The 17796-nt window shown below is 44.7% G+C and carries 7 protein-coding genes; all 7 read right to left on the minus strand.

Annotated features, from left to right (window positions below; translation table 11 throughout):
* Positions 1 to 136: 136 nt before the first annotated feature.
* The 7 genes from W7W_RS0111535 to W7W_RS0111570 all read right to left on the minus strand — a co-directional run bounded on the left by W7W_RS0111535 (position 137) and on the right by W7W_RS0111570 (position 17293).
* Complete coding sequence (locus W7W_RS0111535; RefSeq protein ID WP_157202474.1) at positions 137 to 2563, minus strand: glycoside hydrolase family 95 protein; 2427 nt, start codon at positions 2561 to 2563, stop codon at positions 137 to 139.
* A 413-nt stretch (positions 2564 to 2976) separates the two neighbouring features.
* Positions 2977 to 5427: a beta-galactosidase GalB gene (gene galB / locus W7W_RS0111545; RefSeq protein WP_010663915.1), complete on the minus strand. Its 2451-nt coding sequence runs from the start codon at positions 5425 to 5427 to the stop codon at positions 2977 to 2979.
* Between the two features lie 78 nt (positions 5428 to 5505).
* Positions 5506 to 8346 carry a TIM-barrel domain-containing protein gene (locus W7W_RS0111550; RefSeq protein ID WP_010663916.1) on the minus strand — a complete coding sequence of 947 codons (2841 nt, stop codon included), beginning with the start codon at positions 8344 to 8346 and terminating at the stop codon, positions 5506 to 5508.
* A gap of 346 nt (positions 8347 to 8692) precedes the next feature.
* On the minus strand, positions 8693 to 10417 hold the full coding sequence (locus W7W_RS22100) for a cellulase family glycosylhydrolase (RefSeq protein WP_010663917.1): 1725 nt from the start codon (positions 10415 to 10417) through the stop codon (positions 8693 to 8695).
* Positions 10418 to 10556: 139 nt separating this feature from the next.
* A complete protein-coding gene (locus W7W_RS0111560) occupies positions 10557 to 12401 on the minus strand; it encodes a hypothetical protein (protein ID WP_010663918.1) in 1845 nt (614 codons plus the stop codon).
* Positions 12402 to 12421: 20 nt separating this feature from the next.
* Positions 12422 to 14137 (minus strand): RagB/SusD family nutrient uptake outer membrane protein, encoded by a 1716-nt coding sequence (locus tag W7W_RS0111565; RefSeq protein WP_010663919.1) that lies wholly within the window; start codon positions 14135 to 14137, stop codon positions 12422 to 12424.
* An 18-nt stretch (positions 14138 to 14155) separates the two neighbouring features.
* Positions 14156 to 17293 carry a SusC/RagA family TonB-linked outer membrane protein gene (locus W7W_RS0111570; protein WP_157202475.1) on the minus strand — a complete coding sequence of 1046 codons (3138 nt, stop codon included), beginning with the start codon at positions 17291 to 17293 and terminating at the stop codon, positions 14156 to 14158.
* Positions 17294 to 17796: the final 503 nt, after the last annotated feature.

Below are 17796 nucleotides of genomic sequence, written 5' to 3' on the forward strand. Positions count from 1 at the left end.
AAAGTAATATCTTGACACTTTCCCTTTGCAGCTGAAGAATTTTAATCATTTGCATAATAAAGATTAAACCAGAAATGAAACTTCACCTATAAATCATCCAATTTTCAACTATTACGCATTGCTCCGGAAACCCCTGTTAATAAGTTACTCTTATTGTGATTGGGGCCCTTTCCTTCAGGCTCACCTCCATCGTTCCCTCTCTTAGTTTTTTTCTTTTAATGAAGGAAGCACTATTTTCGGTCTCCACTTTAGAAATCGCTTCGGGAAGCTCAATCATCACATCCTGGTCTTTGCCCGATGTTAGAGTTACTTCAAGACCATTTTCAGTCCACAACAAACGATCAATCGTAATTTGTCCCCGCAGGGCCATACCTTTAATACTTCCGGTTTTCCAGTCATCAGGTAAAGCAGGCAATAATTTCACCAGTCCGGGTTCTGAATACGCCAGTGTGCGCATAATTACGGCAGGAAAGCCACCACTCACATCCATATTAAAGAGATTGCCTGAATTGTGATAAGTTCCCAATGACGGAGTGAAGTAAAACCGTGAAATCCAGTTGATAATTTCTCCGGCAATTTCACTGTTACCCAGGTTGGCTGCAATCATTCCCTGTTGTGCCAGTCCGAAAGCCATTTCGCCACCATTTTCATGACGGCGGTGCACCATTCTTCTTTCTACAGTTTCCCTGGCAGCTGCCATCAGCTCAGGATCTTCCTTAAATTCGGGGGCAATCATTTCGTACAAAGCATACAAATGAGAAACATGCCTGTGTTTGTAATTGTCTTTTAAATCTTTGGGCAACCATTCAGCCAGAGCTCCGTCTTCGTTAATGCGGTATTCAGGCATAAGCTTCAGCATTTTCCCCCACTTTTTCAACTGAGTTTTCTCTTCCCCCAGTAATTCACCGGCTTCGATGCAATTACGCAGCAATTCTTTGGCAATCATCACATCCATGGTGGCATCTATAGCCGCCTGCGCATTCGTGTTTGAAGGAGTATTCTCCGGGGAATAAGAGGGAGTAAAAACATATTTTCCATCATCTCCCAATATCAGAAAGTCCTCATAAAACCAGGCACTCTCTTTCATAAACGGGTAAATGTGCTCTTTCAGGTAATCTTTGTCACCGGTATAGAGATAATAATCGTACAAAATACCGGATGCCCAGCCGGCTCCTCCTGTCCATAATGAAAGACACCACTCGTCGTCGAAGTGAATGGCCCAGCCTTGCGAACTGGAATGCGCTGGTAGCACAATCCCCCTGGCCCCGAACAATCGTTGTGCATTGTCGCGATAATACGGCATCATCCGTTCATGATAACTCATATAAGCATGCATCAACTCAGGAGTATTGGATGGAAGATACGAGGAAACCGCCACTTCGACATTGCCATCGTGTGTAAAACCAGACGACCAGGGTGGCGTCCAGGTTCCGCTCCAAATCCCCTGAAGGTTGGGAGGATTGGTGCCGGTTGAAGAGATAATATTGTAACGGGTTGCATCAAACTGTCTTTCTATGAGAGCCGGAGAAGTACGCTCCCGGGCCTGAAGCACCAATACCTCTGACTGCAATTCGGAACCTTTATCCTCAGGCAAATCAAGCATAACACTATTGAATAATTTGCCATGTACCTTTTCATGCCGCTCCTCCAATGTCTGATAGTCAGTAATCACCTTTTCCAATTCCTCTTTTAAGGATGGAACCACTGATTCTGAATAGTCATAGTTGGGATCGACCTTCATCATCACCAGAATTTCATCGGCATTTTCAACCACCATTTCATTGTTGCGGTAAAATACTTTCCCGCCTTTAGGAACAACTCTTGCGACTCCTTCGAATCCCTGAGGATTCCCCTCCCATTGGTTTTTGAATTCAGTGCGGTAAACCAGGTAACCATCGTGGGCCGAAACATCTACATTCTTAATGGTGCTGTTTATGTAATCCCATTGATCCCAGCTTACCGAATGACGGTCAAGCGACAAAGTAGCACTTACCTTATCACTCCCGGCTATTTTCATAACAATCACACTGTCGGGACGAGATACAAAGAGCGTGCGCTGATATAATTTACCGTTCTGCTCCCACTCCACCTTAGCTTCCCCGGTTTCAAAGTCAACCATCCGGGAGTAATTGGAAACATTACCAGCAGGCATGGCTACATTAATGTTGCAAAAAGGGACAAACGGATCAATCCATTTCTTTTCTCCATATCCCTCTTTCATGCTCTGGTCAACAGGAACCTCTGCCGCTTCTCGGTATTCCCCTTCTTCCAGAAGGCTGCGAATCTCCTCTAAACGGGATGCCTGATCTATTGGCTGCAAGGGCACCCAGACAGGCAGATAACACAGCGCATGGTTGATGACCACCCGATCTCTGTGAGGATCGCCAAAAACCATAGCCCCCATAGTTCCATTGCCACTCAAAAGAGCATCTTCCCAGGTGGGAGCAGGTTTCCAACTAACAAATCCGTTTTCAGGTTTCTGAAACGATTGTCCGGAAACAACAGCCCCGGTAAACGTTAGTATTATTGCCAGTAAATAAATTTTATAATGATATAGATTCATAGTATCAATCAGTAAAAAACCATTAAAACAGGGTCTGCTCAAAAAGTCAGCAGACCTATTATTAATTCCTTTTTTCTTAATGTCCTTTTTGGCATTCCGCGTGTCGCCGAAGCTTTAGCGGAGGCAATGGCGCAAGGCCTTGAACGTCGCCCATTTTGGTTTCCCGCCATCCACAAGCCCGGAAAGCGGACAGGCCAACGCGCCTTTCAAATAGTAAAAATCGTTCATAAACTAAGGCATCCTTTTAAGCAGTCATATGTTGATCCGGTTACCTTTTTGGATGCTGATATTTTTAACGAGTCACAAAAAAAAATTGCACATTTAACAAAATTACGTGCTGCAAATTATTCTTAAAGCACTTTTTAAAAAAACCAAAATACAGACAATCAACTTCCAAAAAACCAGGCGCCTGGTTAATGACAAGAACCCGATTCTGAGCGCAAAATAACATGTGCAGCAGCCTCAGGCAATCCCTCTGCATTGGCTTTTATAGTAACAGATCCTGCTTTGTCTCCTGCTTGAATAATCGCCAGACATTTTCCATTAAATGTCTTTCGTTGGGCACTTTGGAAAGAAGCATGACTGGTTTGATCTCCGTTATCAGTAGCAATTACCGAGGCCTCTCCGTCCAGACTGAATTTTATGAGGTTATCTGCATCAGGAACCAAATTACCATCTTTGTCTGTCACAAAAGCCGACACATAAGCCAGATCATTTCCGTCTGCTTCAATGGTATCCCGATCAACATTCAGTTTAATCAGGGCCGGTTCTCCGGCTGTTTGAATACGTTTTTCAGCTACAACTTCTCCATCTCGGATGGATACGGCACGCAATATTCCTGGCTCAAAAGGCACCCTCCACAAGACATTAAAGCGACCTTCAGGTTTGCTTTTGGAACCCAGTGATTCTCCATTCAGAAATAACTCAACCTCATCGGCATGATTGAAATATGCCCATACATCAACTGTTTGTCCCTCTTCCCAGTTCCAATGGGGGAAAACGTGCAAAACAGTATCCTTTGACCACTCACTTTTGTAGAAATAATAGGAATCTTTTGGAAAACCAGCCAAATCAACCATTCCAAAATAGGAACTTCTGGACGGCCACTGATAGGGAGTCGGTTCGCCCAGATAATCAAAACCTGTCCAGATAAACATTCCTGACATATAATCATTGTTTTTTATGAGGTTCCATGTTTCTGTATGAGTGGATCCCCAAGGCGCCCGGCAATTGTCATAAGCCGAGCAAGTATTTCCGGGATTCCCGTCATAGAAAGGAATATCCCAGCGTTTGGGCCAGATTCGAACACTGTCGGAGGGCATATCGTAATGTCCACGGGAATGTAAAGACGAGTTGGTTTCGGTAGCGATAAATGGTTCACCGGGAAAAGTTTTTGGGAAGTCCAGCCAGTCTTCATGATGGTAATTGAACCCCACCAAATCCAAAGCCCCGGATTTATTCAATGAATTGTTAGGTGACGGCCCGTTGTTACCGGTTGTGATGGGTCTGGTTTTATCAAGTTCGCGCACAATGGCAGCCAGTTCTTTGGTAATCCTGATTCCGGTGGAGTCCCATTGCTCCAATATTTCGTTACCGATACTCCAAATCATCACACTCGGGTGATTTCGATCCCGGCGAATGTGGTCACGCAAGTCCCGCTCATGCCACTCATCCCAATAAAGCGAATAGTCGTAATCGCTTTTGGCTTTAGCCCACATATCAAAAGTCTCATTCATAACGATAAGTCCCATTTCGTCACATAATTCCAGAAGTTCAGGAGCAGGAGGATTATGTGAAGTACGAATGGCATTGGCCCCCATTTCCTTCATGATTTCCAATTGCCGTTCAATAGCCCGACGGTTAACTGCAGCCCCCAAAGCCCCAAGGTCGTGGTGCATGCATACTCCTAATATTTTTGTTGGTTGATCGTTAAGGAAAAAACCCTTTTCGTGGTCGAAATGAAAAAAGCGAATCCCAAAATCGGTTTCATACCTGTCGATTAAAGAACCATCGGTCTCAATTTTAGAAACTGCGGTGTACAATGCAGGATTTTCGAGGGTCCACAATTCCGGTTGAGACACCTCTGTAGAAAGGTCAACGACTTTAGTTTCACCGGCAGCAATGCGAACGTCAGCCGCCCGTACCGTAGAAATCTTCTGTCCATCGGTAGAAATAATATCAACCAAAAGCTGAAAAGTAGTATCCCGGGCATAATCGTTGCGAATTGAATGCTCAATGTGCACCAAAGCCGCATCCTCTGTAACCTCGGGTGTTGTAACAAAAGTTCCCCACTGGTCCAGATGAAGAGGATTCACCGAAGTGAGCCATACATTACGATAAATTCCGGAACCGGAATACCATCGGGAGTTAGGCTGAACGCTATTGTCCACTTTTACGGCAATCACATTCTCTTCTTCACCGAAAAGGAGATAAGGTGTAAGATCGTATCTGAAAGAGATGTAACCGTTGGGCCGTTTGCCAAGATAATGTCCGTTGATCCACACTTCACTGTTCATGTAAACCCCGTCGAACTCAATAAAAAACATTTTATTGCTCTGACATTCAGGTATCGAGAAGGTTTTCCGATACCAACCCAGTCCGCCGGGAAGCGCGCCGCCTCCAACTCCTGAAGGATTATTTTCATCAAATGTCCCCTCAATGCTCCAGTCATGCGGCAAATTCAACTGGCGCCAGTTGGAATCATCAAAACCCGCTTGGTGATACCCGTTCGAATCCAGACTATCCACAAGTGTAAATTTCCAGTCGTCGGTGAATTTATTTTTCGTTCGAACTTCCTTATCTTCATGAGAACAACCCGACAAGAACAACCCGGCAACCATAAAAAACAAGACAAAAGACCTCATAGCGATTAGTTGTATGTGTGGAGAAATAAAAAAAGGCCTGATAATCCATATATCATCAGGCCTTTAGTTCAATTCAATCTACTTAAAAACGAACTCGACAGCCTGACCGGAGTAATCCACCAGCTGGCCTTTTGCCGCATCAGGATTAAACCCGACAGACTTATCGGGAGATACAAATACTACCTCAAACTTGCGCTCTTCCAGCATCCCGTCGAATGAGCCTTCACGATTGCCAATTGTAAGGGTTTTATTCTGATTGTTGTATGTGAAAAGAATGGTAGAGAATTTACCCTCCTCGTAATTATAGTTGGAGTTTTCGTCTTCGTAAAGCTTAAACTCACCATCGTCACCGGTGTAAACATAAACAGTGATCAGTTCAGGTTTTTTCTCTGTGGTGTACTGAATCTCCGGACCGGCAGTGATAATGGCTCCTGCAGGGGCATAAATCGGCATCCGTTCGTAAGGAGCATCCACCTCTTTGGTTTGTCCACCCCTGACAAATTCTCCGGTATAGAAATCATACCATCCCTTGTTTTCGGGGAAATAGACTTCACGACTTCGCGCTTTGTATTCATAAACGGGGCATGCCATCAGACCGCCACCAAACATAAACTGATCGTCAATATTGTAAACGTTTTGGTCATCGGTATAATCCATTACCAAACCACGCATGATGGTATAATTGTCGTGATAAACGGCTCCGGTTAGACTATAGATATATGGCATCAAACGGTAGCGAAGCTTGTTGTAGTAAAGCATCGACTCATAAGCCTTGTGTCCTTTGGGTGCAATATTCCAAAGTTCTCTGTAAGGATACTGTCCATGCACACGGAACAAAGGAGAGAAGGCTCCAAACTGATACCAGCGGGTGTTCAACTCGCGCCACTCTTTCATATCTTTGCTGCCTTCTTCGGCTCTTTCATACCTTTTCTCCACACAAAATCCACCGATATCCATAGTCCAGTAAGGCATTCCGGAAAGAGAGAAATTGATAGCTGCAGGGATTTGTGCTTTCAGGTCTTCCCAAACGGTTCCGATATCGCCACTCCAGGTAACCGTTCCGAAACGTTGCATACCTGCAAATCCGGAGCGCGTAAGAATAAACACACGCTCATCGTTCTCCAGAGATCTCTGCCCCTCATAAATTCCTTTGGCATTCATCAGCGCAAACGCATTGAAATACTTAGTTGATGGTCCCAAATGAGTTGGGTTCATCAGCTCTTTGCGGTATTCCATGCTGGCATTGGAGAGAATATCCGGCTCTGTTGCATCCAGCCACCAGGCATCAAAACCTTTGGTGTAAAGTTCCTCATTAATTTGCTTCCAGAAAAGCTGCCTGGCACCGGGAGCGTAAGCATCATAAAAGGATCCCACATATCCGGGATAAATCCAGTCTTTGATGCTGTCCTCAACAGCAGTACGATACATCCAGCCGTTTTTATCAAACTCCTTAAAATGCTCTGTATTGTGGTAAAACTTAGGCCATACAGAAATCATGATGCGGGCATTGTTTTCATGCACCTCATCCACCATTCCTTTGGCATCGGGGAAACGTTCCTGATCAAACGCATGACTTCCCCACTGGTCCACAGGCCAGTAAGACCAGTCCTGAACAATATTATCGATGGGGATTTCGCGATCACGGAATTCATGCAACACATCCAGCAATTCCTCCTGCGTTTTATAACGCTCACGACTCTGCCAGAATCCCATGGCCCATTTGGGCATCACCTGAGCTTTTCCGGTGAGTTCACGGTAGCGTGAAATCACATCATCCATAGAATTTCCGGCCATAAAGAAATAGTCAATCTGATCGCCCATTTCACTCCAGAAAGAGATACGCTCCTGTTCTTCAGGATCCACGGGGGTTAAAGCTTTCAGCCCGATATAAGACTCTCCCCCATCAGGAATCCAGTCGAGTTTCACATGATACTTCTTCCCGGCTTCCATATCCACTTCAAACTTGGCAACCGACGGATTCCAGGCAGTACGCCAGCGATCGGCCATCAACTCACCATCAATCCATATTTTGGTATATCCGGCATAGTACATCAGGAAGCGGTGGATTCCAGTCTCATCAGGCTCAATCTCACCTTCCCAGGTAATCCGGGCATTGGTAAAATCAAAACCTTCGGGAAAATTCTCAATGGTTGTCAGATTTTCATAATCAATAGTATTCTCCTGACGAACCGTGAATACATTTCCTGTTTCTTTATTGTCGATGTATGTGGCAGTAAGGCTTCCCTCTTCACCTTCGTTGTTGAATAGCTTAAATTGATCTATCTGCCCGTAAGGACGAGGATCTCCCCAACGTGTCAGTGAGTAATTATCCCACAAAATTCCGTAATTACGGGTGGATAGAATCACAGGCACCGAAACTTTGGTGTTGTATTGAAACAACTCCTCATTTTTTCCTTTATAATTGTAATCGTGGGCCTGATGCTGACCAAGTCCATAAAGACCTTCGTCATCATGCGACTCCCATACCTGACGAACTTCGTACCCTTTTACGCCATCCACTTCCATGGGCTTAATGGCTTTTCCACCATTTGCTTTTTCCTGAAGTATCAGATTTCCATCCATATCAAAAAACTGAACTTCTCCGGTTATTTGAGATACTTTGGCAGCAAGCTTTGCAGTAGAAAGGATCAGAATACCTCCATCTTCTGTGACATCAAAATCAACAGCTTTCTCCAATGGCAAAGCAACCAGACTCTCTTCATTACTAAAAGCATCGGCAGCTGTGGCAGACACTTTGATGATTTCTTCACCAAAGGGAGTCAGACGAATAGCCTGAACTGATTGATCAGACGGATTCTCAGGAAAAACCGTCAAACCGGAATCATCAACCTTCCATCCTTCCTGGGAACATCCAAACCCCAGAATCGCAATAAAACCAAGTAACAATAACTTCTTCATAATTTCCTCTTAATGATCCTTATAAGCAAAGTTTACTCATAAGATAGTTCTAAAAATAAAATGGCAATAATCTAAACTTCAGGCAAGGGGATAATTTCTTCATTTAATGTGATCTCCTCACAAAGATTGTAAATAAGTGTGAAACTTACACACCGTATCTGAACAAAAGCTGATACAATCTTTATACTAAGACATTTCGCATTTTTTAAATCATCAAAAGCCCGGAAGTTTCCCCCTGAAAAAAGAAAGAAGCAAAAATTGACCACTTAACCCCTGACTCCCCTCTTTAGACAAAGGGAAAAATCCATGACTTTCAATAAGATAAAAACGGCATATAAAAATATAATCAGAAGGGATATTCTCCGGCGTTGGAACCCTCCATCAATGCATCGTACAACAATTGGTCTCCCACTTCTAACTGGTTTCTGTCCATCATCCCGAAGCCATGGTTGGTCAGACTTCCTTCGTCCCAGTAAAAAGGAACCATTCCGTAGTTTTTTGCCTGTTCGGTGACATACCGGTTAAAATAAGCGCGGGACTCATAGTGGAGTTGTTGCCATTCAGCATTGTCACTAATGGTGCGGCGTATAGCGCCAAACTCTCCCAGAATCACAGGTATCCCATTATCCACAAACTGGGTTTTCATTTTCTGAAACTGAGCCAACACATAGTCCTCTTCGCAATCCCAGTCGGGGTAGCGTCCTTCGGCTCCTTCGATGTGATAATTCCCGCCCCAGAAATAATAAAAGTCTCCCCAGTTCTCATCCTGCGTCAAACCACAGAAGTTCCAGGGTGTATAGTAATGTACCTCTGCCATCAGACGGTCTTCCACATCATCCTGAGGCAAAGCGGTCATCAATGTATGGGTTTTATCAATATCGGTTGAAGGCCCCTGGAAAATAAGCACGCGGTAGGCATTGCAACCACCGGTAGCTCTCACTGCATCGATAAATACCTGCTCGTAGTTAAGAAGGACTCCCATCTGCTCTGCATCTTCCACATTGGGCTCGTTGGTTCCTGCAAATAACAGATGTTCATCGTAGTCCCGAAAATGGATGGCAATCTGTTTCCACAGTGCTTCCTGTTTTTGACTCACTTCTTCCTCCTTTTCAGGGATAATATTTTCTTCGAGCCATCCGCCATCCCAATGGATGTTCAAAATCACATACATATCGTTGGCATAGCAATAATCGACCACTTCCTGCACCCGTGCCAACCAGGAATCCTTAATTTTGTTAGTTTCCAGATCTTCAATGTAGCTGTCCCATGCACAGGGAATACGTACTGCATTGAATCCGGCAGCAGCCACTGCATCAATCAGGGCCTGCGTAGTTTTTGGGTTTCCCCAGGCTGTTTCACCGGATGGTGGTTCCATGGAATTTCCGAGATTCCAGCCCATATTCATTTTTGATGCCAGTTGGATGGCCGTACTCTCCATACCCGTCATATCTGCAGGGATGAAAGCATCGATGCCCGACTGAACCACCGTAACGGTATCCTTGATGTCGCCCATTGCAAAAATGACCAGCCCCGTACGTTGGAAAATTGAAGAATTGGAGGCCACCGAGAAATCTTCAGAAGCTTCTGAAAGCGATTTATTCTGCGAAATCCAGTCGCCCTGAATGGTCAGGTCATAATTATTGGTAACCTGCAGGTTTACCGAAAAATTGCCTCCCGATGCATCAATCTCGAAACGATCTTCCTCAATAATCATTAGCTCACTTCCGGCTTGCGTGACCACAACCTCCTGTGTCAGTCCGTCAGCAGAAATGGCTATTAATGCCGTTCTTTCGTCGGCATCAGGATTTTTCTGAACCGTGACAGCAACAGAAGCTTCCTCATCGGCGGCGGATCCGAAAAGCATATCAACATTTAACCAAACAGCTCTTTCTGAGATAACCCAGTCGCGGTTGGACTGAATATTCAGAAATTTGGATCCACTATTGGCAGGAAAAGAGAGTTCATCAACACTCACTGACAAAAAAGCCTCTTCATTGGGATCGTCATCGGAGCAAGATGAGCACTGGAGGCTCAGCAGCGACAGAAAAAAGAAAAAAGCCAGTTTCTTCATAAAAGAGAATTAAAAAGGTTCTTAGAGGTTAGGTAAAAAAATCATACTATTCTGCTGTTCAATAATGCAAGCCCCGGTTCAATTACCGGGACTTGCCTCTAATTGGCTATAAATAGAGTTTGTTTTCTAATCTCATTTGTTAATAAATCAACACCTCGTCAATGGTGGCTGTCACGGCAGTCATATCAGCAATATCCTCTCCCATGCCGACTATATCAACGACGAACACCATCACACCTTCCGACAAGCTTCCGGGAGCAAATGTAGCAGTGTAGGTACCATCTCCGTTTACCGTGATGACCTCTCCGTTAGCTTGGGGATCCCAGTCTCCATCTGCATAAAGAATCGAAGCATCATAAGATCCTGCAGCTCCTTCAGTCAATGTAACCCCACTTAGAGTAAATGTAACTTCCAGACTATTAAATGAAGCCAGTTCACTGGTTGAGAATGGAGGATCTTCTTTGGTGGATCCATACTCATTAAAAAGCTCCAACCGTAGGTTTCCTTTTTCTTCAATATCACCGTAAGCAAGTTTGGTATTATCAAATGCCAGAACTGTTGGCTCAGGTTCTCCATCATCGCTTTCCGGAGCCCCTCCATCTGAAGGAACCAGATGGTAAGCAACATATTCGGGCTTTTCGGGATCTTTTGCACCAACCCACATGCCTGTAACTTTACCGGCAGCATCTTTTTCAATGGACAAAATTCGCAATTGATTGTCAGCAGTTAGTCCAAAACTGGCCCATCCGATAACAGAAAATGAAGGAACAATTCCGTCAAATGTATAGATTCCTTTCTCATCCAAGGTATAGGTACCTGTCTCAGTAGTTCCGTCAGGAGCAACATATTTCACAGTATTCTCTTCAGAATTCATCGTTAAAGAAAATCCATCATAAACACTGGGGTCGGGTGTTCCTAACCAATCGGGATAATCCTCCGGGGCATCCCATTCATTCATCCTTGTTCCATCCAGCTTAAACCAATTTAGAGGAGTCTGGTCAGATAATGTCCAGGTTATAGAGGTAGAAACAACCTGTGAAATATCCTCCTGCCAACCTGCAGGGAGTTCAGGCTCCGGATCCGGAAGGTCTTCGGGAACCCAGTTATCGTAATAATCTTTCGAAACATAGTTATAGACAAACAATGCAGGATCTTCTCCCGACAATGCTTTATCACGAAGAACTCCTAATTGCATAGCATCCTCAGTAAGAGACAACACCCGGATATCTCCCCAGTTTATTACATGTCCATCACGTCCTTCGTCATGCAAAGGAGCGGCATCAGTCATGGAAAGCGTTTTGGCATCAGCATCAAGGAAGTAAGTACCGTTCTCGACTCTTCCGAGCACTTCATGATTTACCGTAACAGTTGCATTTCCTTTAAGACTGAAAGTCATTGTTCCATAATCCGCTGCAGGCATTATCCACTGATTTCCTTCCCAGTCTGCTTTCCAGCTCCAGCTGTCTCCTTCAACAGTCTGTCCTTCAGTCACTGTAGCCCAGCTGTCGTCGGTCCCATAAAAATAAAGAGGCCCGACAAAATAGCGACTTTGTCCCTCAGCATTCAGATCCATCAGCCACGTTTTCTCTTCCCCAACACCACCGGTCAGCAGATCCCACAGAGGATCTTTAACGTAATCCGTGTTACTGGTCAGCAGTTCCAAAGTAAAAGTATCGGCCTGCACTACTCCACCGGGAGTTACCACACCATAAACAAAGTCGTAGTTTCCTTCAAAAGGTATACGAAGAGTATCTATTCTATTGGTACTTCTTCCCATCGGAGTGGTCCAGAAAGGAGCGAATCCATCATTTCTGGCCATCAGAATCACCATATTAGGATCTTCTGCATCCTGGACAATACTGTATTTCAAATCTTCCTTTGAGAGCAATTGCCCCAGTTCATATTCCTCGGGCTGACAGGCTGAAAACAAAAGCGTCATAACAGCCAGCACCGAAAAGCATATATTGAAAAATTTAGTCTTCATAATCTAATAGTTTTTTGTGATTACCATCCTGCATTTTGCTCCAGCAGGTAATTCGACAAGGTTATCTGAGTTTGGGGAATCTGGAACAAACCTTTTTTCTCCACAAAGTTGGAAGCCTGGATTACCACCTGATCTTCGCTGCCACCGGTCAACACATCAACACCATTCTCTTCAGCAATTTGAGAAGCAGCCTTATCAATTCCCTGACGCAGTAAATCCCAGTAACGAATTCCTTCAAAAGCAAACTCAAGGGCTCTCTCTTCCAGAATGTTTTCGGGTGTTGCAGAAACTTCATTAAAGCCTGCCCCCACTTCTCCGTCAACTGTATAAGCTCTTCTCCTCACCCGGTTGAGGTACTCTGTAGCATTGGCACTACCCAATTCGGCAGCCATCAGCAATACATCCGCATAGCGAACGATAACCCAATCCTGATACTGAGAAATCTGAAAATCACCTTCCCCCAGACCGGCAACCTCGTCAACAAGGGTCCACTCACCTGACGCTTCATCCTTTTCCCACTTACTCATGGGAGTATATTTCTTCACAGAGAAACCGGTATATTCACGCTGATCATCCAGTGTTTCGAAATCACCCTCAATACCTTCCCCCACCAGGTCAATCATTGAAGCGGCACGGCGGGTATCTCCGTCTCCAAAAGCCTGAGGAAATTCAGGATGCACAGTACATGCGCCCCAGCCACGACCATAAGGAAAACTACTGAAGTTTCGCATTCCCAGCATTACAAGCCAACGGTTTCCGTCCATATTGCCATTGTAATCCTGGGTGTAATTAAATTTCTTAGCCAATACTACCTCCTGATTTCCCCGGCCGGCATACGATGACTTCATTATTTTATTATCGCCATCCTCTTCCAGTGTCATACTGGCAGCAGGCCACAGATTCCTGAATTCCCCTACCAGACCATACTCTTCGCTGGCAATAATATCTTCAAGTCCGGATAATGCCTCCTGAGCGCTCACCATCCCTACCAGATCACTCTTCTCATAATATCCGGTGTAGTAAAGGTAAACACGCGCCAACAGGGCTTTTGCAGCATATTGAGAAATTCTTCCGTCATTCTCGTTGGCGTTGCTTTTTGGGTAAGCATCAGCCGGAATGTTCTCAGCGCCAAACATCAGATCTTCTGCTATTAATTTATAGACCTCATCGGGATGAACCTGCGGAAGATTTTCTTCTGAAGGTTCGGTAAGCAAAGGAATATTTCCAAACAAACGAATCATGTCGAAATAAAGGATTGCACGCAAAACGCGGGTTTCTCCCTCTACGCGAACCCGATTGGATAACTGAGTTTCTTCTGTATCTCCATTCCATGCTACGTTGTCAAGTTCCTGAAGCAACTTGTTGCAACGGAAAATCCCACGGTAATAAGATTCCCACAAATTGTTGCCCAAATCGGAGTAAGAAGGGGCTTCTGAGAGATCAAAGCGATCAATGGCCTGATAGTTTCTGTCATCACCCACGCCTGTTGCACCAAAACACTGGTCAGACATCACTTCCGACAAAAGGTAAAAAGAGACATCCGCATCGGAAGAGGTACGTTGCCACCCGTCGTAGCAACCAATCAGTGCCAGTTCAGCATCAGCCTGGGTGGAATAAAAGTTCTCGTCAAAGAGGGAAGTTTCCGGTTCCACATCCAGAAAACTGTCGGAGCAGGAAGAAAGGCCCAGTCCTACAACCCCCAGTGCTGCTATTAAATATATCTTAAAAGACTTCATATACTATGATTTTTAATTTTAGAATTTAACATTTACACCCAACAGGAATACTCTCGGACGCGGGTAATAACCCAGATCAACTCCGGAAACCCAGTCACTGGTACCATACCCGACTTCGGGATCCATTCCATCGTATTTGGTAAATGTAAAAGCATTCTGTACCTGGCCGTAAAAACGAAGCTGACTCAGGTATTTCCAGTTAATCAAATCACTAAAGTCATAACCCAGTGATATATTGCTGATGCGAAGGAAATCTCCGTCCTGCAAATACAAGTCAGAGAATGACCAGTTCACGTTATTATCAGTTACCCGGGGCATCTCATTGGAAGTACCCTCGCCGGTCCATCGGTTCAGAATTGCACTGGTATAATTGGCCTTTTTGTTGGCATGATTGCGGTAAGACTGAACAATCTTATTTCCGGCCACACCACTGGCGGTAACATTAAAATCAAAGTTCTTGTACATCAGGTTAACATTAAAACCAAAAGTAAAGTCAGGCATTCCGTTCCCCAGATCTACCTTATCATCCTCATTGATTTTACCATCCGTGTTCTGATCCACATATTTCACATCGCCAGGCTTCACATTGGGCTGGAAAATACCGTTTCCTGAATCTCTCCACCATTGAATCTCAGCCTCATTCTGAAATATACCTGCAGTTTCGAAGCCCCAGAAATATCCGATGGCATGACCGTTTTGAGCACGATAGAATTCACCGGAATTATCATAAAGCATATTGCTCTCTCCGTGAATGATTCCATCTTCTGTTGGAATGGCACCCACCTCATTTTTATTGTAAGCCCCGTTGGCCGACAAAGAATACCTCAGGTCACCAATCTGGTCATTCCAGTTCAGCGCCAATTCAATCCCTGTATTTTTGACATCACCACCATTGATAAAAGGAGCCCCGGTTCCGGCAGTTCCCAATATGGGCGCTTCCACCAGCCAGTCCTTGGTAGTTTTGATGTAGTAATCGATGTTGGCCCCCAAACGAGAGTGCAGGAAACGGGCATCAATACCCACATTGATTTGTTCGGAAGTTTCCCACTTTACGCCTGCATTGGCCAAACGACCGGGATATGCACCTTTCACATTGGATCCCAGCTGTGTTCCGAAAAGGTAATATCCGGCAGGGTAGTCTCCGTCATAATTGGTAATGATCATCGGAGAGGCATACTGGAAGTTTTCGATATTCTGGTTACCAACCTGTCCCCAGCTAGCTCTGAGTTTCAGGTAATTCATCCAGTCGCCGGCATCTTCCAGAAAGGACTCCTCCGACATTACCCAGCCTGCCGAAACAGAAGGAAAATATCCCCAGCGATTGCTTTCCTGAAACTTTGAAGAACCATCGGCCCGGAAAGTAGCATTCAGCATATACTTCTCTTTGAAGTTGTAGCCAAAACGGGCAAAATAGGAAACACGACGAGCTTTCACTTCAGGCCCACCTTCCACATTGCGCTTTTCGGTAACTCCTGTAATATTTCCATCCTCATCTTCCACCAGGGTAGCCTGGCCGGTAGTGTTATCCAGGTAAGCATAGTCCCAACTGTCAAATTGCTCAAGCAGGTCCCAGTTAGATCCCTGCACGCGCATTCCCTGATATTGAATAGACTCCATACCACCAAGCACCTCGAAACGATGGTCACCAACTTCGAAATTATAGGTTGCGGTGTTGGTCCAGGTCAGGGTATGTCCTTTCGACATATTTTGCTGAACAGTAGTGTGATCTTCATTGTAAGAATAAACAGAAAATCTGTAAAGAGGAGTATAGCTGCGGTATTCTCCGGCATAGTAATTAATACCAAAAACCGTTTTAAGGGCAAGGTTTTCGATGGGCTCCAACTCAGCATAGACATCGGCCAGCAAGCGCTGATCATCATTCTCATTATTGCTGTTGGTCATCATGTGCCCATAAGGGTTCCCATCACCATCATACCACTGCGAAGAAGAGGTATCGTTATACGAAGAATCGTACTTGTTATTGTCGCTAAAAACCGGCGCAAGCGGAGAAGTTCCAAAAGCTCCGCGAAGTGTATTGCTGTACTGATTGCCCACCTGAACTCCGTTTCTCATGATGTAACTGAAGTTCAAGTGCTGTCCCACCTTTAACACATCATCGTACAGCTTGTGCTCTGTATTTAAACGAAATCCGTAGCGTTCATAATTGGAAACATCAGGACCTCCTACAACACCTTCCTGTCCGGTATAATTCAAAGACATAGAATAAATGGAGGATTCAGAACCACCACTAAGTCCTATGTTGTAATTTTGCGTAACAGCATCGTCCACAAACATTTGCTCAACCCAATCGGTATCTGACGTACCATCAAAAATAGAAGGATTATACAGCGCAGCTCCCGAGTTGGCTGCCTGCTCCTGCATGATGGCAATGTATTCATTGCGGTTCAGCATGTCGGTATATCTTGGTACCCGCTGAATTCCGTAATAGGTATCAAACGTCACCTGGCTTTTACCTGCTTTTCCGGTCTTGGTAGTAACCAGCACCACACCATTGGCGGCCTGCGACCCATAGATAGCAGCAGAAGCGGCATCCTTCAATACATCGATACTCTCAATATCCGAAGGAGCAATGGTCGAAATATCTCCTTCAATTCCATCGATAATGTAAAGAGGCCCGGCATTACCAACAGTTCCCAGTCCGCGAATGGTTACCTTCATATCGGCTCCCGGCTGACCCGATGTGGAGGAAATATTAACCCCGGGTGTGCGTCCCTGGAGGGCCTGCAAAGGAGAAGTATTGTTCATCCGCTCAATGTCTTCCCCTTTAACCTGCAGGGTAGCTCCGGTAACCAGTTTTTTCTTCTGCACACCGTAACCAACCACCACCACTTCATCAAGGTCGGTAATATTGTCTGACAGCTGCACATTGATGGAGGATTGTCCGTTCACCGGAATTTCCTGACTCTCAAAACCAATAAACGAAAACACCAGGATGGCATCATCCCTTACTTCTATTGAGTAGTTACCATCCACCTGCGTAATGGTACCATTCATCGTACCCTTTTCGAGGATGGATACCCCCGGAATGGGTTCATTTGACGAGTCAGTAACCAAACCGGTCACTGTTTGCTGGGCCATCATCAGCCCAATCCCCGCCATAAAAAAGAACATAAAAAGAAAACTCTTTTTTAACATAGCATTGGATTTAAATCTTTAAAAAATGAAACACTCCTTCTTTTGAGTAAACTAAAAGTTCACTGTCCAATACATTTTTTAACTGTATTCGACTCCTCAAAGGTATTTTAACACTCTTTAAGACTTAAGTCCTTTTGTATAAATGATGGGGGGATTTGGTATTGAAGAGACGACAATATGTATTTCAAAAAGGGGTGAAATGTATTCTACAGAAGGTTTACAGAATTCAATTTCAAGACATTGCATCAAGCTAAATACAGATCGCGTCAGCTTTCAGAACCCGATGTGGAAGGAGGCAAAAATGGACGACTTAGGAAAACTAAAACACAAAAGTCAACATGGCGATCTGAACATTAACACCCACGAGTGTTGTTCGGCTGTTGTTCGACTCTTATAAAATTGGAGAATAGTCGATGAACAGTCGATGAAGCCCCGAAGCAGATACAACCGAGTCCCGAAACTGGTACCACCAAGGGGCTAAGCAAATATGAAGCAGAGGGTTA

Origin of the sequence: Marinilabilia salmonicolor JCM 21150, assembly GCF_000259075.1 — a bacterium.
Taxonomy (GTDB): Bacteria; Bacteroidota; Bacteroidia; order Bacteroidales; family Marinilabiliaceae; genus Marinilabilia; species Marinilabilia salmonicolor.

Excerpts from the sequence above, each read along its gene's own strand:
- W7W_RS0111550 (WP_010663916.1), bottom strand. The coding sequence starts at position 8,346 with ATGAAGAAGTTATTGTTACTTGGTTTTATTGCGATTCTGGGGTTTGGA.
- W7W_RS0111570 (WP_157202475.1), bottom strand. The coding sequence starts at position 17,293 with ATGTTAAAAAAGAGTTTTCTTTTTATGTTCTTTTTTATGGCGGGGATT.
- W7W_RS22100 (WP_010663917.1), bottom strand. The coding sequence starts at position 10,417 with ATGAAGAAACTGGCTTTTTTCTTTTTTCTGTCGCTGCTGAGCCTCCAG.
- W7W_RS0111535 (WP_157202474.1), bottom strand. The coding sequence starts at position 2,563 with ATGAATCTATATCATTATAAAATTTATTTACTGGCAATAATACTAACG.
- W7W_RS0111565 (WP_010663919.1), bottom strand. The coding sequence starts at position 14,137 with ATGAAGTCTTTTAAGATATATTTAATAGCAGCACTGGGGGTTGTAGGA.
- W7W_RS0111560 (WP_010663918.1), bottom strand. The coding sequence starts at position 12,401 with ATGAAGACTAAATTTTTCAATATATGCTTTTCGGTGCTGGCTGTTATG.
- galB (WP_010663915.1), bottom strand. The coding sequence starts at position 5,427 with ATGAGGTCTTTTGTCTTGTTTTTTATGGTTGCCGGGTTGTTCTTGTCG.